This window comes from uncultured Brachyspira sp., assembly GCF_910588665.1.
Classification (GTDB): Bacteria; Spirochaetota; Brachyspiria; order Brachyspirales; family Brachyspiraceae; genus Brachyspira.
Genome location: NZ_CAJUPR010000006.1, coordinates 107,754 through 129,573, shown reverse-complemented (window position 1 = coordinate 129,573; position 21,820 = coordinate 107,754). Strand labels below are relative to the sequence as shown.

Here is a 21,820-nt window from a genome sequence, read left to right as displayed (position 1 = left end):
AAAAATCAGTATCTTGTTTCATAAGGCAAAAGCGCTATATTTCTAGCTCTTTTAATAGCCCTAGTTACTAGTCTTTGATGTTTAGAGCAGGTTCCATTTAAACGTTTAGGTATTATTTTACCGCTGTCTTTAACATATCTTTTCAGAAGCTTTATATCTTTATAATCTAATACATCTATATTATTTTTACAGAAGTAGCATACTTTTTTTTTGAAGAATTTTTTTCTTCCGTCTTTTTCATTAGAGTCCTTATTAAAATGAGTTTTTCTTTCAGTCTTAGATTTTGCTTCTTCTTCATTGCCTGTATTTTTTATATTTTCTGTATTTTCTAAATCCATTTTTATCTCCTAAAAAATTATATTACTAAATATTCATTAAAACGGTACTTCATCATCTTCTTCGAAACCTCCGAAATCAGCATTGTTATTTGATACGGAAGGGGAATAAGTAGTATCCATACTATTTTGAGCATTATTTCCAGAAGCTCCTAGCATCTGCATAGACTGCATAATGATTCTAACTTTAGATCTTGAAGCGTTTGTATCTTTATCCTGCCATCTTTCCTGCCTTAATGTTCCCATTACAGCAATTTGCTTTCCTTTAGTAAGGAATTTGCTTACGGTTTCAGCCGTTTTTCCAAAAGCTACTACATCAAAATAATTAACTTCTGTTGTATTTTTACTGCTTGCATAATAATTGTTTGCTATAGAAAATTCCGCAACTGCGCTTCCGCTCGGTAAATATTTAGAAACGGGATCTGCGGTAAGTCTTCCTATCAGAGTTACACTATTAAAATCTGTTGCCATAATTATAAGCCCTTTATATTAAGCTTCTTTAGAAACTTCTTCATTACTATTGTCTTTATTTTCTTCTTTTTTATTTTTCTGAATAATTTCATCTAAACGGACTATTATAAATCTTAGTATGCTGAGTTCATAACGAAGTTCTTTTTCAATATTGGTTAAATTATTTCCGCTGCATCTGAAATGATAATAATAAAACTTTCCTTGATTAACCTTTTTTATAGGGTAGCTTAAATTGTGAATTCCGTAATCTGATTCATTAAATATTTCTGCATGGTAGTTTTGAAGTATCGTTTTTACATGATCTTTAGCATTTTTATGAACGGCATCGTTAATCTCCGTTATGAATAATATTTCATATTCTCGCATTTTGTTAACTCCTTGGACAAAGCTTCTTAATTATTTTATAAAATTAAAGAAGCGAAGCATATATTTTTTATATTTGTAAATATTACAGGATTTTTATTAAAAAGTCAATAAAAAATAATATAATAATTGTAATATTAATTAACTGAAATTAATACAAAAAAAGATTATAAGTAAACATAATGTATTTGATTTTATTATTCAATATAGTATAATAGACAATAATAAAAAATCTTGGAGAACAAAATGAAAAAATTACTAGTTATGTTTTTGTTGGTAGCTATATCAATATCATTGCATGCTTATGAACCGATTCCTTTTATGTTTAATGATTTGATCCCTTACGGCATTACTCCTGATGAAGTTAATGAAATATTGACGGCTTCCAATTTTTCTTCGGCTGCCGCTGAACCTGTAAGCGGTACATTTTATGTTAGTAAATATCCTGATCCAGATTTAATATGGTATAATCCTCATACTATGAAATGGATAAATGTTAAATTTACTACTAATGATGTTTATGAACTTTTTACAAGAGATGAAAATATTTTGTATTTCAATTTCATTGTTACAAATGAATTTAAATGTATGACGGTTAGATCCGACACCATTAATGATCATGTTACATTGGCTGGAAAAGAAACTAAATGGGCTTATAAATTTTTCTTTCATGAAGATAAACTCTTTGCAGTAAGTGCAGTTTATGAAGGCGACTACACAGTAGAGCAATATAAAAACAGAAATGAAGGAAATGAATATGCTCACCCCGGATATGTAATGTCAAGAGGCTTATTCAATAGAACTTTGGGCGGTTTTCATATGAAATACGGCGGTTTTCATAACAGCGGATATACTACTTTTGATGATTTTACATCTATGAGATATGGAAATTACGGCAACAAAGCCGCCAATACTTCTTTAGCCGTATATTATGCTGTTTATGGCGGTAAAAGCGTTAATTTTGTTGCTTCCTATGTGGATAATTTTAGAATGCAGCCTATAGCTAACAGATTCCAAAAAATATCTTATGAAAATTATTTTGATTTTGCAGATGTTCCTGTTGGAATACCTCCTGAAATTAAGCCTCCGAAAGACGGAGAGGAAGAGGATAATAATATTCAGGCTGCTGATAATGCTCAGTAATTAATAATTAATTTTAATAAATAGCGGTTTTCAGAAATGAGAACCGCTATTTAATTATATAAAGCGTTTATTTTATGTTGTATATAAATCAATAAATGTTTTTTTGCTTTGATGTATATTACATTTTTTATTTTAAAAATATAAAAATAAATGCTTTACAAATAAAAAATATTTATATACATACTGTTTGCTATAATTAGTATTAAGTATTTATAATGTTATATAAATTTAGTTTACATAAAAATAGGAAATTTTAGAATCTATTGAAATTTATTTACATAAAATTGACAATATTTATTAGATATGTTATACTTATTATTGTATTATTAATTTAATAAAAGAGTAGTTAAGGAGATTTTAAGGAGGTAAGTTTTATGAAAAAAATTACGGCTTTATTTTTTATAATGACGATTGGTTTATTTACTCAGGAGAAAAGAACTCCTTTAATGGATGCTTTAGAGAGAAAAGATACCGAAAGGGCAATAGAACTTATAAACTCGGGAGCAGATCTTAATACAAGAGACGTGCGTGGAGAAACTCCATTAATAGAAGCTGCAGAGGAAAGACTGCCAAAAGTAGTAAAATTATTAATAAGCAAAAAAGTTAATTTAAATGATGTTAATAATAATAAAAGAACCGCTTTAATGAGAGCTTCCTCTAAAGGATATAGCGAAATAGTCGTTATGCTTGTAAATGCAGGCGCAGATATTAATTTAAAAGATAAGTATGGCAAAACGGCTATAGACTATGCATCTCAAAGAGGATATAATGGCATAGTAAAAATTTTAAGAAATGCAGGCGGTAAATAATTTAATTTTTATATACAGAAGAATATAATAATAAAAAATAATATAAAAAATTAATATTTTTTATTATTTATCGTTTAATAATATTGATGATATATTTCAATTATGATATAATTCTTTAAGAAATTTAACATTTAAGGAAAAATAAAATGAAAAAATTATTATTGCTGGTTCTTGTTGCAGCAGGAACAATACTTTTGATATCATGTGGAAATTCTTCATCGGGAGAACAAACATCGGCAGACAAAACAGGCGATGCCGCAGTTATTACAGTTGTTGAAGATTTAGTGGGTAAAGAATTTATGCTTACAAACATGTATGAAGACAAAGAAGTTACTATATCTTTTCCTGAAACTAATATGATAGGCGGAAAGTCTGCCGTTAATCTTTATTTTACTGAGTTCGCTTTAGACGGAAATAATATAATATTTAGTGCGTTAGGTTCTACTAAAATGGCAGGACCTGAAGAAGATATGGATGCTGAAAATGAATATTTTCAAATATTAAATGGAGCTGATACAATTTCTCTAAACGGAGATGTATTAACTATAACTACGGATTCAGGTACAAATTTGATTTACATCTATAAAGGCGAAATTCCTGCGGTAAATACTAATAATTAATTTATATTTGTATGTAAAAGGCAAGATAATTATTTATAAAATTATCTTGCTTTTTATTTATAATAATTTTTAAGCAAGTATTGACTTTTACAGTTAGTAGTATAATATAAAAGAATATCTATAGTTTTTATAAAAAACTGGAGTGATTATGAAATTGAAAAAATATATTTTCACATCATTATTTGTTTTTATTTTTATAATATCTTGTTCTGAAACAATGCCTATAAAGGAATATAAAGATGCATCCGTTTTAAGAGAAAAAGCTGTTAAGTATGATTTGCAGAACTATTCAAAAGAAGAATTTGATATAGCCGAAGCAAATTATTGTGAGGCCTTAATACTTATAGATGAAAATAAAGATTCTAAAAAAGTAAGAGATCTGCTTACGGCTGCGCAGAATAGTTACCAGAATGTTTTGAATGACGGATTGCCTCAATATGCTCAGATATTGAAAGAAGAAACATCTTTAGATAGAGTATACTCTAAAGAAATAAAAGCATACAGAGTAGATAAAGATAATTATGAGTTTGCAGAGCTTAATTATATTAATGCATTATCTGCATTAAGTACTAATAATTATGAAGAAGCCGTTAATTGTTTTTTTAATGCCAGAAAATACCACCATAAAGCGTACTTTACAACTAAAAAAAGATATGATGAAAGCTCCAGAGGCATAAAAGAAGCGGAAGAAAAAATCAGAGAAGTTGAAGAATTAGAAATAACTTCTTCCGTAAATTAATAAAATAAACAATTTTTACCATAACTTAATATTTATAATTTGGAGTTTATAAAATGAAAAAATGGTTATTTTTATTTATTATTATGACATTATCATATATATTATATGCTCAGGAAACAAATACTTTAAATTTAGCTCCAGAACTTCCTTCCGATTTGCCTGTCAGCATAAAGGAGAGCGACGATTATAAATTAGCGCAGAGATATAGAGAAATGGCTATAGAAGCTCATGATGCGGGAGATTATAATCAAAGCTTAGAATATTCGGCACAGAGCAAAGAGTATTCCGATAAAATTATATTCAGATACGGAATATATGAGTATGTTTTAAATAGTCAGAGAGATGCAGAAAGAAAATTGGCTCTATTTAAAGGAGCTGGCGGAGATACTAATAAATTAACGGCTTCATTATATGAGTTATCTGTTACGGATATTAATTCTGCAAATAATATGCTTGATGTATCCGATTATACTAATGCCGTACTTGAATATAATAAATCATCTGAAAAATCTGAATTAGGCTATAATGTGCTTTCCATAGATCCTAGAAGAGGTTATTTAATAGATGAATCTGTATTGACTAACGGCGATGATAATGATATTGAGATTATGGCATTAAGAGATGAGTCTAAAGATTTGCTTCTAAATGGAGATTATATTAATTCGCTGAATAAATCAAAAGATGCAATGAATGCGCTTGACAGATTGGAGGCTCCTTTGGCTTATGCAAAAGCTCAGCAGTATTTTGATAAAGCTGGAAAAGAGAGATATAATGAAAGCAAGCCTAATTTATATTCTGAAGCTTCCAAATCTTTATCATCAGCAGGCGAAGCTTTAATTACAGATAATTATTCTGCTTCATTAATGCATTCTAAAAATGTTATAAGTTTAGTTAATTCAATGGAAAACACATCTGATAATACGGCAGTTGATTCTGATAAGCAATATAATGATGATGAAGGATCATTATTTCCTCAATATTATATAGTTCAGATAAGGACTGTTAATACAGATTCATTGTGGCGTATAGCTTCTTATGATTTTATATATGGGAACGGTAATTTATGGAGAAGAATATACGAAGCTAATAAGGATATTATAAAAGATCCTAATATAATAAGGGCAGGTCAGAGATTAATTATTCCAAGTCTTAAAGGCGAAAATAGAGGCGGAACTTATGACGCTAATCAGACATACGGAAATATTAATGAAGTTTCTGCAAATCGCTGAGCTTATTTCTTATTGTCAGCATTAAAATTATGTTATTACAATAAATTTAAAAAAAATAATTACGAAAATTATTAAATATATTATAATTTAAAGAGGTGTATATTTTGGATAAAAAATTAAAAATTATTATTATTTCATTAATAGGAATTATAATATTTGCAACAGTACTTATAGCGCAAAAACCTAAAACTTCAAAAGAACATTTATTTATTGAAACAAATTACGGCATTATAGAGATTGCATTCTTTCCTGATAAAGCGCCTAAACATGTTGAAGCTATTAAAAAACTGGCTAATGATGGTTTTTATAATGGAACTCTTTTTCATAGGGTAATACCAGGATTTATGATACAGGGAGGAGATCCTTTAAGCAAGCAGCCTAACAGAGCTTTGCATGGCACTGGAGGTCCTAGTTTTATTATACCTGCCGAGTTTAATGATATTTCTCATAAAAGAGGAATATGTTCTATGGCAAGAAGTCAGAGTATAAATAGCGCAGGTTCTCAGTTTTTTATCTGCGTTGCGGACAGCACTTTTTTAGATAGGCAGTATACAGTATGGGGCGAGGTTGTAAACGGTATGGATACTGCCGATAAAATAGCGGCTTTGAAAAGAGATGCAAATGATAATCCTATAGAGCCTGCCAGAATGAATAGAGTTTATATAAAAACTATCAATTAATAATTAATTTTAAGGATAATTTAAAAATGAAAGAGCATTTATTTATTGAAACAGATTACGGTACTATAGAAATAGAATTTTATGAAGATATTGCGCCTAAACATGTTGAAGCTATTAAAAAATTAGCTAATGATGGCTTTTATGACGGAACAAGATTTCATAGAGTAATACCTAGGTTTATGATACAGGGAGGAGACCCTATAAGTAAGGATGCAACTAAAAGGCATTTGCATGGTACAGGCGGTCCTAATTTTAATATACCTGCCGAGTTTAGCGATGTTCATCATAAAAGAGGTATATGCTCTATGGCTAGAAGTCAGCATCCCGACAGTGCAGGTTCTCAGTTTTTTATCTGTGTAGCCGATGCGCCTCATTTAGACGGAGAATATACAGTATGGGGCGAGGTTGTAAATGGTATGGATGTTGCAGATAAGATAGTATCATTAAAAAGAGATCATAATGATAATCCTGTAGAAAACTCTGTTATGAACAAAGTTTATATAAAAGAAGTATAGCAACTTATTATAATTTAATTAAAAGCTAAATAGTATTATGATTTTTTATGAATTAAATAGGCGGTAAATGCTATGGCTAAATAAACAGCTGATGTTATCAATGCAGTTATCAGATTATCTAAAGCAGATCCTTTTGCCAATACAGTATTTAATATAGGAACTATTAAAAGTCCTGTAACGGACATTAAAGAAAATCCAAGAGAAAATTCGGTTAAAGCGGGACTTTTATATTCAGGATCGCATATTTTAAGAAGAGTCATTCCTGTTATTAATACTCCTGTTAAAGTGCCCCAAGAAATTACAGCTCTTTCAAAAGCATAATCGTTTTTAAATAATATATTATGAAGTATAAATACTATTAAATATGTAGCTGTAAATCCTGCTATGCACATAACTATTATAGGAGCTATATAATGCATGATTGCCTTTATAGGGAGGCTTGTTATAGCGGATACTATTGCAAAATCGCTGAAGGTCCCTATTATTTTTGATTTAATTTTAGCGTCTACCATCCATGCTAATTTTAATTTTTTTATTATAATATTTAAAGCAAACATTATTATCATAGAATAAGTCCATACAGGAAGAACATCTAAGCCTGCTATGCCTAATTTTTTTATGAAATTCAAAACTATATAGGCTGCTCCGCATACTGTAAATATAACTGCCAAATGAAAACTGATAGTTTCTATTGAGCTGCTTAAAAAAGTTTCTCTTCCTAAGCTTGCCTGTTTATTTATATCTTTATTATATCCTGCTTTCATATTATTATCTATTTTATGTATATTGCAGTTTTCTTCATTTTCATTAACAATTTTTTTTATAACATTAGTTTTATTGTTTCTAACGGCAATATTTATAAATATTATTCCAAACAGCATTCCTCCGACTAATCCTATGGTAGCTGTAGTTAAAGCAACACCCTGAGCAGTTTCCCATTTTTCAATACCAAAGCCTTCAAGGAGTTTTCCAGTTGCTGCCGCAAGTCCATGACCTCCTGCAAAACCTGCGGAAAGCTCGTATCCGAATGTTCTATACATATTTATCTGAGGATCTATTTTACTGAATATTATATTAACAGAATATCCTACAGCAGACTGAAACATACTTGCGCATTGGAATATTGCGAAAGCTATTAAAACTTTTGCAGGATAAAGCGATTTTATGCTTTTTGATTCAGTTAAAAACATACCCAATGGAATAGCTGCAAATATAGGTATTGACAGTATTCCTGGCAATAATGAATAAGTCTTTATCCATTCTATCGGTATGGAAATTTTTGAAAATCTTCCAAGTATTTCAGGAGATATTAAAAGACCTATGAATCCTCCTATTACGGAGGCTGGTAAATACAGAGTCTGAAATAATTTTACTTTTGCCCTTAATAATACTCCTATTAAAAGAAGAAGCGATAATAAAGATAAAGACTGCAGTAGCTCTGTTAATAATTGTGATGTCATATTGTTTCCTTAAAAACGGATTATTGTTTTTTATATATTTTATTGCTTTTATTATTTGCTGTATCTTTTATTTCCTCTATTTTTATAGTATCTCCGTAAAATTTAGGGGGACGATTAAAAAGTATATCTGCAAACATTAAAATTCTAGCTCCTAACTCTCTTGGGAATTGTCTTAATCTGTATAACTTTCTTACATTTTTTGCATTATAAGCTATTGCATTGATATTTTTCTGCCTTGCTATAAATACCGCTCTTTCATTGTGAAAAGGCTGAGATACTATGGTGAAATTATTGAGTTCAAAAACTTTATTTGCTCTTATAATAGAATCTCTTGTTCTAAATCCCGCAAAATCTAAGAATATATGTTTTTTATTAACTCCCAATTTTATTAAATCAATACGCATTTGTTTAGGTTCATTATATGATTTGGATCTGTTATCTCCGCTTACAAGTATATACTTTACTTTTCCGCTTTTGTATAATTGATAGGCTGCATCCATTCTGAATTTGAAATACATATTTATCTTTCCATTATAAAGATATTTGCTTGTGCCTAATACTAAGGCAGCATTATTATATGGTATTTCTTCCAATGATGAATATATATATTTTTTTGAGTATAATGAAACCGATAAATATATTATAAGTATGAATATTACAGAAAATGCAGTAATTTCAGGAAAAAATTTATATGCCGATGAAAAAATAAAAATTATATAATTAATAAATTTATAAAATTGCTTTTCTTTTATTTTTTTATTATTATTTTTTATTTCTAATATTTTTTTCTTGTATCTGTTTTCTAATATTTTCATAAACTCTGCAAATATATAATTGTGATAGTATACTAAAATAATTTATATTGTCAATTATTATTATTATGAAAAATTGATAAAAAAATTGTTTTAAGTATTGCAATATTTATAAAAACATTATAATATGTATCAAGTATAAAAGGAGAATAAAAATGAATAGAGCATTTTACAATAATATGCCTCTTGTTTTTGATGATATAAAACAAGACTCTGATAATAATTTTTCTGAAAAAAATAAATTTTCACAAAATCTTTTCTCTCTCAATACTCTTCTTTCAATTTCTCTCACTATTCTGTTATAATAAATTTTAACTTAAATAAAGTGTATAGTTGCTAAATTAAGAAATTTTTTCAATTATATTTCTATGAATATAAATGTTAATTAAAGAATTTTTAAGTTTTAAAGTAAATTAAGGAGTTATTTAATGAAATTAAACGGTTCTGATATAGTAATGGAAGTTTTGATAGAAGAAGGAGCGGATAAAATTTTCGGTTATCCAGGAGGAGCCGCTTTATATGTATATGATGCTATCTATAAATACAGAGATAAAATTGATCATATAATGCCTGTAGATGAAGTCGGGGCTTGTCATGCCGCAGACGGATATTCAAGAGCAAGCGGAAAAACGGGAGTAGTTATAGCTACAAGCGGACCAGGTGCTACTAATTTGGTAACTCCTCTTGCAACTGCCTATATGGATAGTGTTCCTTTAATCGCCATAACTGTAAATGTGCCTGAAGCCTTAATAGGTAAAGATTCTTTTCAGGAAGTTTTTATTCTTGGCATAACAATGCCTATAACTAAACATAATTTTGTAGTAAGAAATATTGATGATTTAGCAGACACTATAAGAAAGGCATTTATAATAGCCTCTTCAGGAAGAAAAGGACCTGTATTAATAGATATACCGAAAAATTTAACTTTTGAAGAAACAGAATTTATTCCAAAAAATAAATTTACTCCCAAAGCTGAAGAAATAAGCATAGAAGATGAGAAAATAATAGAAGAAGTTGCATATTTAATAAATAATTCTAAACGTCCTATTATATATTTCGGAGGTGGTGCAAAAGATTCCAGTGATAAATTAAGAGAGTTTATGATTAATTCCAATATACCTTCGGTTCATACTTTAATGGGAGCTGGGGTGCTTGGATATAATGAAAAGTTAAATTTAGGGCTTTTAGGAATGCATGGATCCGCCACGGCAAATAAAGTAATGAATGAAGCCGATTTAATATTGGCTATTGGCACTAGATTTAGCGACAGAGTGGCTTTGAATACTGGTAAGTTTGGAGGCGCCGCTAAGAAAGTGCATATAGATATTGACAGAAGCGAAATAAATAAGAATGTTAATGTAGATTACAGTATAATAGGTGATTTGAATAATGTATTGGACAGATTTAAAAAACTTGTAAAAAGATCAAAAGATTATGAATGGATAGATTATTTATCAGACTTAAAATCCAAAGAGATTAAAGATGATATTGAAAGAAATACCAATAAAGACGGGATATATCCTGGTAAAGTAATGGATATTATAGGAGAAAAAACCAAAGATGATGCAATATATGTTACAGATGTGGGGCAGCATCAAATGTGGGCAGTTCAGTATATAAGGCATACAAAACCGAGAAGCTTTATAACAAGCGGAGGATTAGGAACTATGGGATACGGATACGGCGCCGCTTTAGGAGCTCAGATTGCTAAGCCTGACAGAAGAGTAATACATATAACGGGAGACGGTTCTTTCTATATGAATTTAAATGAAGTTGCTACCGCAGTTGAGTATAATCTGCCCATTATAACTATAATACTCAATAACAGCACATTAGGTATGGTAAGACAATGGCAGACTATATTTTATGGAGCAAGATATTCAAGCACTGATATTAATAAAAAAATGGATTATGTGAAAACAGCCGAAGGTTTCAACGCTAAAGGATTTCACTGCGAAACTATAAAAGATTTTGAATATGCTTTTGATGAGGCTTTAAAATGCAAATGTCCGGTATGGATAGAATGTGTTATAGATAAAGATTTAAAAGTTCTTCCCATGATACCCTCAGGCGGAACTATAGATGATATAATAGCAGATTGAAATTATTAAGCTGTTTATTTTAGGAGTAAAGAATGTATAATAATCAAAGAAGGGTTTTAGTTTTATTTGTAGATAACAGTTCAGGAGTATTAAGCAGAATAACATTATTATTCAGTCAGAAAGGTTTTAATATAGAAACTATTACTTGTTCCGTAACCTGCGTTCCAAGCATATCAAGAATGACTATTGTTACAGAGGGTGATGATTCTCATATAAGCCAAATTATAAAACATACATCTAAGCTTATAGAAGTTCATTCTGTGCATTTAATAGATCATTCAAACAGCATAATAAGAGATTTATTATTGGTAAAAATAGAAATTAATGACGGCAATAAACGAAAAGCATGTAATATAACAAATGCCCATAACGGACTTATACTTGATATAGGAAAAAAAAGTATGACAGTTGAAATTACAGCTTCTTCTTCGGTTATAGACGGCTATCTGCATGCATTGAAAGATTTTAATATTTTGGAGCTTTCAAGAACAGGGGTAACATCTATACAGCTTGGAGATGATACTCCGAATATGAACATAACAAATAAATTTGAATATTAATAAATATATAAAAATAAATTAATATAATAAAAAAGGAGAAATTAAAATGATAAAGAAATATTATGATGCTGATTGTAATTTAGGCTTGCTGGATAATAAAACTATAGCTGTAATCGGATACGGAAGTCAGGGGCATGCTCATGCTCAGAATTTAAAAGACAGCGGTATGAATGTTATAGTTGGACTTAGAAAAGACAGCGCTAACTGCAAAAAAGCTGAGGAAGCTGGTTTTAAAGTAATGGAAGTTGAAGAGGCTGCTAAGGCTTCCGATATAGTGATGATGCTTGTACCTGATGAGGCATCTGCCGATATATATAATTCTCAGGTAGCTCCTTATATGAAAGAAGGCAATGTATTAATGTTTGCTCATGGATTTAATATTCATTTCAGCTTTATAATGCCTGCTAAAAATATAGATGTTATTATGGTTGCTCCGAAAGGACCTGGACATACAGTAAGAAGTCAGTATTTAGAAGGAAGGGGAGTTCCTAGTCTTATAGCTGTTTATCAGGATTTCAGCAAAAGAGCAAAAGATTATGCTTTAGCTTATGCTTCTGGAATAGGGGCAGGACGTGCTGGCATATTGGAAACTACATTTAAAGAGGAAACAGAAACAGATTTATTCGGTGAACAGGCTGTATTATGCGGCGGTGTTACTGAACTTATGAAAGCAGGCTTTGATACTTTAGTGGAGGCTGGATATGAACCTGAAATGGCTTATTTTGAATGCATACATGAAATGAAACTTATTGTTGATTTAATATATTCCGGCGGTTTTGCTATGATGAGATATTCTATTTCAAATACTGCAGAATACGGCGATTACAGAACAGGAAGAAGAATAATAACGGAAGAAACCCGAAAAGAAATGAAAAGAGTATTAAGAGAGATACAGGACGGAACTTTTGCAAGCGAATTTATTCAGGAGTTCGGCGCTGGACGCAAAGCTAAATTTAATGCTACTAAAAGATTAGAAAGAGAGCATAAACTAGAGAAAGTTGGCGGGGAATTAAGAAAATTGATGAGCTGGATTAAAAAATAAATTATTCAAATATATTTTTATAATCTGAATTATCTTTAATCAAATAATGTTTATATATTATAAGGTTTTTAAAAATGAGAAAGATTAAGATTTTTGACACTACTTTAAGAGACGGCGAACAGGCTCCGGGCTGTACCATGAATTTAGATGAAAAATTAGAAATAGCCGCAGAATTGGATAAATTGGGCGTTGATATTATAGAGGCAGGTTTTGCAATATGTTCTGATGACGATTTTAATGCTATAAAAGAGGTAAGCAGAGTTGTAGAGAATGCTAAGCTTGCAAGTTTGGCAAGATGCAGTAAAAAGGATATAGACAGAGCTTATGAAGCGCTTGCATATGCCAAACATCCTATGCTTCATACATTTATAGCTACAAGCGATATACATTTAAAGCATAAATTGGAGATGACCAGAGAGCAGGTATTGGAAACTATAAGAGAATCTGTTTCTTATGCCAAAACAAAATTTGAGTTTATAGAGTTTTCAGCTGAAGATGCTTCAAGAAGCGACAGAGAATTTTTAGCCGAAGCATATTCTGCAGCTATAGAAAACGGTGCTACTACAATAAATATTCCAGATACTGTGGGATATACTACTCCTGTGGAAATGTCAGATTTAATTAAATATTTAAAAGAGAATGTTAAAGGAATTGATAATGTTGATATATCTGTTCATTGTCATGATGATTTGGGACTTGGTACAGCTAATTCTTTATCTGCAGTTTTATCGGGTGCTTCTCAGGTAGAATGCACTATTAACGGTATAGGAGAACGAGCAGGCAATGCCAGCTTGGAAGAAATTGTAATGGGTATTAAAACCAGAAAAGATTTTTATAATGCTTATACAGATATTAATACAAAAAGAATTTATAAAATATCTAAATTATTATCAACAATTTCAGGTATGGCTGTTGCTCCTAATAAAGCTATAGTGGGGGCAAATGCTTTTGCTCATGAGGCTGGCATTCATCAGCATGGTGTATTGAAAGAACGCTCCACCTATGAGATTATGAATGTTGAAGATATAGGAATACCACATAATAAAATGGTTCTTGGAAAACATTCAGGAAAACATGCTTTTAAAGACAGAGCTGAATCTTTAGGATATAATATTGACGGTAAGGATTTAGAAAATGCATTTATAAGATTCAAGAATTTGGCTGATAAAAAGAAAATAGTTACAGATTCTGATATAGAGGCTTTGCTTATAGGAAATAATGATTCTGAAAATCCTACATATATACTGAATGGTTTTGTAGTTAATGACGGTAATTCAATATCTTCTTTGGCTACAGTATCTATTATGGATAATGAGAATAATGTTGTAGAGGGTATAGGAAAAGGAAACGGACCTATTGACGCTGCTTTCGGGGCTATAGATTCAATTACTTCTAATAAGGCTAAATTAGTTAATTATAGTATCAATGCCATTACGGAAGGAGAAGATGCTTTGGGAGAGGTTAGTGTAAGATTGGCTTCCGATAATAAAACAGTGATAGGAAGAGCTGTAAGTACCGATATTATTGAAGCCAGTTTAAGGGCTTATGTTAATGGTTTAAATAAATTATAATAATTTTTTTAAGCTTATACAATTTTAAGGATATAAATATGACTATTACTCAGAAAATTTTAGCGGCGCATGCAGATGTTGATAGGGTTGAGGCAGGCAGGCTTATCATGGTTAAAACAGATTTAGTTTTAGGAAATGATATAACAAGCCCTGTTGCAATTAATGAATTTGAAAAATTTGGTTTTACTGATGTATTTGATAATGAAAAAATAGCTTTGGTTATGGATCATTTTGCTCCGAATAAAGATATTAAAGCCGCAGAGCAATGCAGGCAGTGCAGAGATTTTGCAGATAAACATAATATTATTCATTATTACGATGTAGGCGATATGGGAGTTGAGCATGCTCTTTTACCTGAAAAAGGCTTGGTTGCACCTGGAGAACTTATAATAGGGGCAGATTCTCATACCTGTACTTACGGAGCTTTCGGAGCTTTCTCCACAGGTGTTGGAAGCACCGATATGGCTTGCGCTATGGCCACAGGAGAGGTTTGGTTTAAAGTCCCTTCTGCTGTTAAATTTAATCTTAAAGGCAAATTAAAAAATAATGTATCTGGAAAAGATGTTATACTTTATATTATCGGTATGATAGGTGTTGACGGAGCTTTATATAAATCTATGGAGTTTAGGGGAGAAGGCGTTTCATCTCTTAATATGGATGATAGGGCTTGTATTTGCAATATGGCTATAGAGGCTGGAGCGAAAAACGGAATATTTGAAGTTGATAATCAAACGGTAGAGTATTTAAATACAATAGTAAAAAGAGATTATACTGTTTTTAATGCAGACGATGATGCCGTTTATGAAAAAGAATATGATATTGATTTATCTGCAATAGAGCCTACTGTTGCGTGTCCTCATTTGCCTGAAAATACGAAAGAGGCTAAAGAATTAAAAGATATAAAAGTAGATCAGGTGGTTATAGGTTCATGCACAAACGGCAGATTATCAGATATGGCAATAGCCGCCGATATTCTAAAAGGAAATAAAATAGCTAAAAATGTAAGATGCATAATTATTCCTGCTACTCAGAAAGTTTATAAAGAATGCATAAAATTAGGCTATATAGATATATTTATTGATGCAGGCTGCGCAGTATCTACTCCGACTTGCGGACCTTGTTTAGGAGGATATATGGGAATACTTGCGCATGATGAAGTTGCCGTTGCTACAACTAATAGAAACTTTGTAGGAAGAATGGGAGATAAAACTTCTAAAGTATATTTAGCTAGTCCCGCCACCGCCGCATACAGTGCTTTGACGGGATATATAACAGAGCCTAAATAAAAATTATATGATTTGGAGAATAATATGAAAGCTAAGGGTTTAGTTCATAAATACGGAGATAATGTTGATACTGATGTTATTATTCCAGCCAGATATTTAAATACCGCTGATCATAAAGAATTGGCGGCGCATTGTATGGAAGATATTGATAGGGATTTTGTAAATAAAGTAAAATCAGGAGATATAATTGCAGGAGGATATAATTTCGGATGCGGGTCGTCAAGAGAACATGCTCCAATTGCAATTAAAGAGTCTGGTATATCCTGTGTCATAGCATCTTCTTTTGCTAGAATATTTTATAGAAATTCTATTAATATAGGGCTTGCCATATTGGAATGCGATGAGGCGAGTAAAAAAATAGATGACGGCGATTATGTTGAAGTTGATTTTGATAACGGCATAATAACAAATATAACAAAAAATGAAAGTTATAAAGCCGAGCCTTTTCCAGAGTTTATTAAAAAAATAATTAATTCTAACGGGCTTTTAAATTCTATAAAAAATTATAGGGGATAATAGTTATGAAAAAAAATATTGCTGTTATTAAAGGAGACGGAGTTGGTCCTGAAATAATTGACAGAGCTGTTGATGTGCTGAATAAGGTAGCCGTAAAATATTCTCATAAGTTTAATTTAGAATATGTTGATATGGGGGGCGTTTCTATTGATAAATATGGAGTTCCTCTTACAGATGAAAATTTGGAAAAATGCAAAAAATCCGATTCCATACTGCTTGGTTCTGTAGGAGGACCTAAATGGGATAGTGTAGCTTTAGAAAACAGACCAGAAAAAGGATTATTAAAGCTTAGAAAAGAACTTAATCTTTATGCTAATATAAGACCTACAAAAATATTAAAATCTTTAGAATATGCTTCTCCTCTTAAAGAAAGTATATGTAAAGATATGATAGATTTTATCATTGTAAGAGAGCTTACAGGAGGAATATATTTCGGAGATCATAAAATTGAAATTACTAACGGAGTAAGACAGGCTTCGGATATTATGCTTTATAGCGAAACAGATATAATAAGAATAGGAAAAATGGCTTTTGATATTGCTAGAAAATTAAAAAAATCTTTGACTTCGGTTGATAAAGCTAATGTTCTTCATACTTCAAGATTATGGCGTGAAATTATGAATGATTTATCAAAAGAATACAGCGATATTCAGTATAATGATATGTATGTTGATAATGCAGCTATGCAGATAGTTTCTAATCCGTCTCAATTCGGTGTTATAGTTACCGAAAATATGTTCGGCGATATACTTTCCGACGAGGCAAGTATTATAAGCGGTTCTATAGGTATGGCACCTTCTGCAAGTCTTTGCGGCAATGCTTTTGGAATGTATGAACCTATTCATGGTTCGGCTCCAGATATTGCAGGCAGAGATTTGGCGAATCCTATCGGCACTATACTTTCTCTTGCTATGATGTTCAGATATTCTTTTGATGGAATTAAAGAAGCTGAAGATATTGAAAATGCTGTTTACAGGGCTCTTGATGAAGGATATAGAACCTCTGATATTATGCCGAAATATAATATGACGGCTCGCTTATATAAGCAGGTTAAATGTTCTGAAATGGGTGATATAATAGTATCTAATATATAATATGTAATTAGAATTAGTTTTTAAGATTATCATTTATAAGTTTTATAATTTTTGTATTATTATATAATAATACTTGACAATTTATTTATAATGTACATAATAGATATTATATATTTTATAATTATAGGACTTGTAGAAAAGTGGAATATACAGATAATGATATTATTTTGGAACTTCAGGAAGATAATAAACTGCTTTCTTCTAAAATAGATGTTTATAAAGAAGAGATAAGCCAATTAAAACAGAAGTTAGACTATGCTAAAAAATTTTTTGTTTTATATGAAAATATTATGGAGCAGTCCAGAAATGAGACTAAAGAATTGACAGCTAAAGTAAAAGAGTTAGAAGAAGAGATTAAAAGACTGAAGAATGCTTAATGTTTTTTATCCTTCCGAAAACAACAGTAAAAAAATATATATAGCCGTATTGTCTAAAGGCACTGATATTGAAGCTGAAAATGTAACTTTAGAATACAGAAAAAATAAAGAAGAAGAGTTTTTTAATTATATTAATTTAGACATAAATAAATCCATATTTATGCATCAGGTTCATAAGGAAAATATAGTAAAAATAGATGAAAATAATATTAAATTATTCGGCGGAAGAGAAAAAGCTGTTGAAAATACAGATGCCCTTATAACCAATCTTAAGAATACTCCTTTAGTTGTACAGACGGCTGATTGCGCTCCTGTTATTATATACTGCGGTAAAACTAAATCTATGGCGGCTATTCATTCAGGCTGGAAGGGAACAGCTCAGAACATTACGGCAAAAACTATTAATTTAATGATAAAAGAATATAATGCCTGTCCTGATAAAATGTATGCTTATATTGCTCCTTATATAGCATTAAAAGATTATGAAGTAGGAGATGAAGTGGCTATTTATTTTAAGAATAAGAGTATAATTAATAATAGGTGGCATATTGATAATGGTTTGGAAATAAAAGATCAAATGCTTTCTTTGGGGATCTCTGAGAATAATATTGAAATATCAGGTTTTAATACACACGATAAAGAGTTTTATTCATATAGAAGAGACGGTGTTCAGATAGGAAGAATGCTTACGCTTGCTGTTTTATTATAATATATAATATTTTAGTTAATATTTTATTCTGTCTGATATTATATTTAATGCAGCTAAATAATCTTTTGTATTTTCAATATTTAATAAATGTCCTGCATTCTGAATAAAAAAGCAGTCTTTATCTGTGGCATTTATTTTATCAATATATTCTTTTGCTAATACGCTTGGTACCTGCCAATCATTCATACCGCATATAAAAAATATAGGTATATCAAAATTAAGAAAATTATAAGTACTGTAATCTATTAAATAGTTTAATAAATTTTTATTTGCTTTTAAAGATAGTATAGGTGCAAAAAGATCATTTATAGAAAATATAGGGCTTTTGAATATTATATTAAGCAGTTTTAAGACACCCTTATTGTATCCCGCCAATCTGTATTTTATTTGTATGTTTCTGAATATTCCTAATAATTTATATGCATTATCTTTATTTATGCAATACGGATAATCTTTTAATGCATTCATTTTATTTATATATTTTTTATTTTCTGATTGCCTGACTATATTTAAGCAATGTTCATAGGCTATTCTCTCGCCTTTTTTAATATCCACAACCTGACCTATGCCTATATAAGCGGAAACTTCATTACTGTATTTTTTTATAAATTCTATTCCAAGTACGCTTCCCCAAGAATGTCCAAGCAGTATTATATATTTTGATTTGTATTTATTTCTGATATAATTAATAGTTTCTTTTAAGTCATCAATTAAAATTTCTATTGTAATTTCATTGCCTGATGATTTATTTTTTATATAAGTTTTTCCTGTTCCTCTTTGATCATAATATACTAAATTGTAATTATTGTTTTCATTTTCGGTTTTATAAAGAAAATGAGCTTCAGACTGAGCAGGACCTCCATGCAGAAATATTACAGTTGTATCGGATTTTCTGAAATAATGAATAAAATATTGTTTTATTCCGTTTATATTTACAAATTCTTCAAAAAAATCTTTCATATATTTTACTGATTATAATGTATTATATATAAAATGCAATATTATTATTAATTTTTTGACAATTATATTTTTAGTATTATAATATCAATTAAAAATTAAATAAAAGGTATATCATTTATGTATGAGATGAAAACTATTGTAGGTACAAGCCAAATTGATAAAAACGGATTTCTTAAAACCTCATCCGTATTTGATATGATGCAGGACTGTTCTTTTTTTCAATTAGATTCCAATACAGAGCTTACAAAATATTTTAATGAAAATAATATAAGTATGTTTTTAGTGTCAAGACAAGTTGATATATATAAGCTTCCAAAATACGGAGATAAAGTAATAGTACGCACTTATGTATATGAATGTAATGAGGCTTACGGATATAGAAATACTTTTATATATGATGAAAATGATAATGAACTTGCTGTTTGCTATGCTGTAGGCGGATTTGTAGATCTATTAAGCGGAGCTTTGATTAGACTTCCGTCTTCATTTATAGAAAATTTTAAATTTGATAAAAAGCAGGAAATGAATTATATGTCCAGAAAAATAAAATTTGATAATAATTTACTTAAGGAAACTGACAGATTTAAAGTAAGAAAATATTGCATAGATGATAATAATCATGTTAATAATGCAAGATATATAGATATGGCTTTGTATTATGCGGAAGATTATTATAAAAGAATAAGAATAGAATACAGAATGCCTGCCGCATTGGGAGATATAATAGTTGTAAAAAAATCTGATTTTGATAATAAAGTTTTATTGAAGTTTGACAGCGAAGATAATAAAACTTATGCTTTGATAGAGTTTTCCTATAGCTTATAATATGTTTTTGATTTTCAAAAAAAATTATAACAAATCTTTTTTTGTTAGTTTTACTTATATATAGCTGCAATATTATTATGATATATTAATTTATAGTGTGATAATATTTTGTTATATTTTTGATAATGAAATTTAAAAAATATCCGAATAATTATTAAAGAAATATAATAATTAGGACTTGAATGTGCGTTATATAGTTTTTTTTATAGCGTTTGTTTTATATTTTACGGCTAATTTAAATGCCGCCGTTTATGATGTATTTTCCGATACAAATAATATTTATTATACAACTTTAAATAATGCATCGGGCAGTTTTGTATTAAACAATAATGATATATATATTAATTATTTATCTGGAACTTCAGTATTTGATTCCAGTATTCTGCATGGTATTATGTATAGTAAAGATATCAGATATATATCAGGCACCAATGGAGGAGATGCAATATTATTTCCCAATATTAGGTCGTATGTAAAAATAAATTATTATTTAGGCGATAATATGCATAATTTTTATGATACGATGACAAGTTTTACTTTGGAGTTTTTCTTAAATCCTTATAGAATAAGAATGAACTCTCAGGTATTGTCAAAAACTACCATATATAATGATAATGGAGCTACAAAATACTCGGGTGTAAGGGCAAATATTATTAACGGCAGGTTGGTTTGGCAATTCAATAATTTATTTTCATATAACGGAGTTTATACAAATGTAATATTGTCCGAAGGAGAATATTTGAAAGAAAATGAATGGAGACATCATAGCGTAAGTTTTGATGCTTCTACAGGAAAATTGGTAAAATATATAGACGGACTTGAAGATCAGATAATATATTTAACAAGTACAGGAGATGCCTCAGGTTCTCCTTATATTATAGAATTTGAGAATATAAAATTAGATCCTTTATATTTGGGGCAGGGTTTTATAGGAGCTTTAGACGCTTTCTATTTTACGCCTCATTATAAGCAGAATTTTAATTTATACGGATATACTATAGATGGAGAGGTAATAAGCAAGGTTATAGATTTTCAAAATAAAAATACATTTATAGATTCTATTAATTATGCTGGTAATTTTACTAACGGAAGCTATATAGATTTATATTATAGAACTTCAGATTATTATTTTGCTCCTAATGATTTAAATATAGATTGGCAGCCTTTGAAATATAATACAAATACAATAAAAGACGGCAGGTCTAGATATATTCAAATAAGATCTGTATTAAAGAGCAATGTTGATAGAAATATTACGCCTGTATTAAATAATGTTTCTATAGTTTATCATTATGCAAAAGAGCCTTTAATACCTATTAATTTAAATGCCTCTGCTGTAAACGGCAGTTCTGTTATGCTTAAATGGGAGGGTTCTCATGAAAATATAACGGGATATAAAATTTACTACGGTACTAAGTCGGGTATTTATAATGATACTCAATATAAGCCTATAGTAATAGGAAATCAAAGCGAATATGTTGTGGAAGGCTTAAATGAAGGTGAAGTTTATTATTTTACCATTACTGCTATAGGAGGAGAGGGCGGAAATATAGAGAGCGGTTATTCTAAAGAAGTTTATGTAAGACCAGTTTATTAAAAAAA

General features: G+C 29.8%; 25 protein-coding genes. 19 read left to right on the top strand and 6 right to left on the bottom strand.

All coding sequences use genetic code 11. The features are described 5' to 3' along the window. Nucleotides 1-5 precede the first annotated feature (5 nt). From rpsR to rpsF, 3 genes are read right to left on the bottom strand one after another with little or no spacing between them, the layout of a single operon-like run. Nucleotides 6-338 (bottom strand): 30S ribosomal protein S18, encoded by a 333-nt coding sequence (gene rpsR, locus QZ306_RS06130; protein WP_295162168.1) that lies wholly within the window; start codon nucleotides 336-338, stop codon nucleotides 6-8. Between the two features lie 36 nt (nucleotides 339-374). After that, entirely contained in the window at nucleotides 375-806 is a 432-nt protein-coding gene (gene ssb / locus QZ306_RS06125) for a single-stranded DNA-binding protein (RefSeq protein ID WP_295162166.1), read from the bottom strand. Nucleotides 807-824: 18 nt separating this feature from the next. After that, entirely contained in the window at nucleotides 825-1,172 is a 348-nt protein-coding gene (rpsF, locus tag QZ306_RS06120; protein WP_295162164.1) for a 30S ribosomal protein S6, read from the bottom strand. Between the two features lie 243 nt (nucleotides 1,173-1,415). Between rpsF and QZ306_RS06115 the strand changes: the two genes are divergently transcribed. The 7 genes from QZ306_RS06115 to QZ306_RS06085 all read left to right on the top strand — a co-directional run bounded on the left by QZ306_RS06115 (nucleotide 1,416) and on the right by QZ306_RS06085 (nucleotide 6,904). Next, complete coding sequence (locus QZ306_RS06115; protein WP_295162163.1) at nucleotides 1,416-2,312, top strand: hypothetical protein; 897 nt, start codon at nucleotides 1,416-1,418, stop codon at nucleotides 2,310-2,312. A 374-nt stretch (nucleotides 2,313-2,686) separates the two neighbouring features. Continuing rightward, nucleotides 2,687-3,121 carry an ankyrin repeat domain-containing protein gene (locus tag QZ306_RS06110; protein ID WP_295162161.1) on the top strand — a complete coding sequence of 145 codons (435 nt, stop codon included), beginning with the start codon at nucleotides 2,687-2,689 and terminating at the stop codon, nucleotides 3,119-3,121. Between the two features lie 146 nt (nucleotides 3,122-3,267). Next, the gene (locus QZ306_RS06105) at nucleotides 3,268-3,741 is read left to right on the top strand and encodes an META domain-containing protein (RefSeq protein ID WP_295162159.1); all 474 of its coding nucleotides are present in this window, start codon (nucleotides 3,268-3,270) and stop codon (nucleotides 3,739-3,741) included. A 148-nt stretch (nucleotides 3,742-3,889) separates the two neighbouring features. Then, nucleotides 3,890-4,480 (top strand): hypothetical protein, encoded by a 591-nt coding sequence (locus QZ306_RS06100; RefSeq protein WP_295162158.1) that lies wholly within the window; start codon nucleotides 3,890-3,892, stop codon nucleotides 4,478-4,480. A 53-nt stretch (nucleotides 4,481-4,533) separates the two neighbouring features. Further along, nucleotides 4,534-5,709, top strand: a complete 1,176-nt coding sequence (locus QZ306_RS06095) for a LysM peptidoglycan-binding domain-containing protein (protein ID WP_295162156.1) — start codon at nucleotides 4,534-4,536, stop codon at nucleotides 5,707-5,709. Nucleotides 5,710-5,813: 104 nt separating this feature from the next. Further along, nucleotides 5,814-6,389, top strand: coding sequence for a peptidylprolyl isomerase (locus tag QZ306_RS06090; protein WP_295162155.1), 576 nt, complete (start codon nucleotides 5,814-5,816; stop codon nucleotides 6,387-6,389). Nucleotides 6,390-6,415: 26 nt separating this feature from the next. Next, nucleotides 6,416-6,904, top strand: coding sequence for a peptidylprolyl isomerase (locus QZ306_RS06085; RefSeq protein ID WP_295162153.1), 489 nt, complete (start codon nucleotides 6,416-6,418; stop codon nucleotides 6,902-6,904). 35 nt (nucleotides 6,905-6,939) lie between these two features. Here the strand turns inward: QZ306_RS06085 and QZ306_RS06080 are convergent, their stop codons facing one another. Both QZ306_RS06080 and QZ306_RS06075 read right to left on the bottom strand, forming a co-directional pair. Next, entirely contained in the window at nucleotides 6,940-8,364 is a 1,425-nt protein-coding gene (locus QZ306_RS06080; protein ID WP_295162151.1) for a sodium/glutamate symporter, read from the bottom strand. 20 nt (nucleotides 8,365-8,384) lie between these two features. Further along, nucleotides 8,385-9,179 carry an ElyC/SanA/YdcF family protein gene (locus QZ306_RS06075; RefSeq protein WP_295162149.1) on the bottom strand — a complete coding sequence of 265 codons (795 nt, stop codon included), beginning with the start codon at nucleotides 9,177-9,179 and terminating at the stop codon, nucleotides 8,385-8,387. Between the two features lie 152 nt (nucleotides 9,180-9,331). On the opposite strand from QZ306_RS06075, the gene QZ306_RS06070 reads away from it, so the two are divergent. From QZ306_RS06070 to pgeF, 10 genes are all read left to right on the top strand, one after another. Next, a complete protein-coding gene (locus QZ306_RS06070; protein WP_295162147.1) occupies nucleotides 9,332-9,481 on the top strand; it encodes a hypothetical protein in 150 nt (49 codons plus the stop codon). Nucleotides 9,482-9,604: 123 nt separating this feature from the next. Next, nucleotides 9,605-11,278, top strand: a complete 1,674-nt coding sequence (ilvB, locus tag QZ306_RS06065; RefSeq protein ID WP_295162145.1) for a biosynthetic-type acetolactate synthase large subunit — start codon at nucleotides 9,605-9,607, stop codon at nucleotides 11,276-11,278. A 32-nt stretch (nucleotides 11,279-11,310) separates the two neighbouring features. Then, the gene (gene ilvN, locus QZ306_RS06060; protein ID WP_295162143.1) at nucleotides 11,311-11,838 is read left to right on the top strand and encodes an acetolactate synthase small subunit; all 528 of its coding nucleotides are present in this window, start codon (nucleotides 11,311-11,313) and stop codon (nucleotides 11,836-11,838) included. A gap of 46 nt (nucleotides 11,839-11,884) precedes the next feature. Further along, nucleotides 11,885-12,880 carry a ketol-acid reductoisomerase gene (ilvC, locus tag QZ306_RS06055; protein WP_295162141.1) on the top strand — a complete coding sequence of 332 codons (996 nt, stop codon included), beginning with the start codon at nucleotides 11,885-11,887 and terminating at the stop codon, nucleotides 12,878-12,880. Between the two features lie 74 nt (nucleotides 12,881-12,954). Further along, nucleotides 12,955-14,451 (top strand): 2-isopropylmalate synthase, encoded by a 1,497-nt coding sequence (locus QZ306_RS06050; RefSeq protein WP_295162139.1) that lies wholly within the window; start codon nucleotides 12,955-12,957, stop codon nucleotides 14,449-14,451. A 38-nt stretch (nucleotides 14,452-14,489) separates the two neighbouring features. Continuing rightward, entirely contained in the window at nucleotides 14,490-15,737 is a 1,248-nt protein-coding gene (gene leuC / locus QZ306_RS06045; protein WP_295162137.1) for a 3-isopropylmalate dehydratase large subunit, read from the top strand. Nucleotides 15,738-15,761: 24 nt separating this feature from the next. After that, nucleotides 15,762-16,253, top strand: coding sequence for a 3-isopropylmalate dehydratase small subunit (gene leuD / locus QZ306_RS06040; RefSeq protein WP_295162135.1), 492 nt, complete (start codon nucleotides 15,762-15,764; stop codon nucleotides 16,251-16,253). A 5-nt stretch (nucleotides 16,254-16,258) separates the two neighbouring features. Further along, nucleotides 16,259-17,347 carry a 3-isopropylmalate dehydrogenase gene (gene leuB / locus QZ306_RS06035; protein WP_295162133.1) on the top strand — a complete coding sequence of 363 codons (1,089 nt, stop codon included), beginning with the start codon at nucleotides 16,259-16,261 and terminating at the stop codon, nucleotides 17,345-17,347. Nucleotides 17,348-17,487: 140 nt separating this feature from the next. Next, entirely contained in the window at nucleotides 17,488-17,724 is a 237-nt protein-coding gene (locus QZ306_RS06030; protein WP_295162131.1) for a hypothetical protein, read from the top strand. Further along, on the top strand, nucleotides 17,717-18,433 hold the full coding sequence (gene pgeF / locus QZ306_RS06025) for a peptidoglycan editing factor PgeF (protein WP_295162129.1): 717 nt from the start codon (nucleotides 17,717-17,719) through the stop codon (nucleotides 18,431-18,433). The genes QZ306_RS06030 and pgeF overlap by 8 nt, the downstream gene beginning before the upstream one ends. A 15-nt stretch (nucleotides 18,434-18,448) precedes the next feature. Here the strand turns inward: pgeF and QZ306_RS06020 are convergent, their stop codons facing one another. Next, a complete protein-coding gene (locus QZ306_RS06020; RefSeq protein ID WP_295162127.1) occupies nucleotides 18,449-19,393 on the bottom strand; it encodes an alpha/beta hydrolase in 945 nt (314 codons plus the stop codon). A 117-nt stretch (nucleotides 19,394-19,510) separates the two neighbouring features. Here QZ306_RS06020 and QZ306_RS06015 point away from each other — a divergent pair, with 117 nt between their 5' ends. Together QZ306_RS06015 and QZ306_RS06010 are read left to right on the top strand one after the other, a co-directional pair. Continuing rightward, nucleotides 19,511-20,218: a thioesterase family protein gene (locus QZ306_RS06015; RefSeq protein WP_295162125.1), complete on the top strand. Its 708-nt coding sequence runs from the start codon at nucleotides 19,511-19,513 to the stop codon at nucleotides 20,216-20,218. A 184-nt stretch (nucleotides 20,219-20,402) separates the two neighbouring features. After that, on the top strand, nucleotides 20,403-21,815 hold the full coding sequence (locus QZ306_RS06010; RefSeq protein WP_295162123.1) for a fibronectin type III domain-containing protein: 1,413 nt from the start codon (nucleotides 20,403-20,405) through the stop codon (nucleotides 21,813-21,815). Nucleotides 21,816-21,820: the final 5 nt, after the last annotated feature.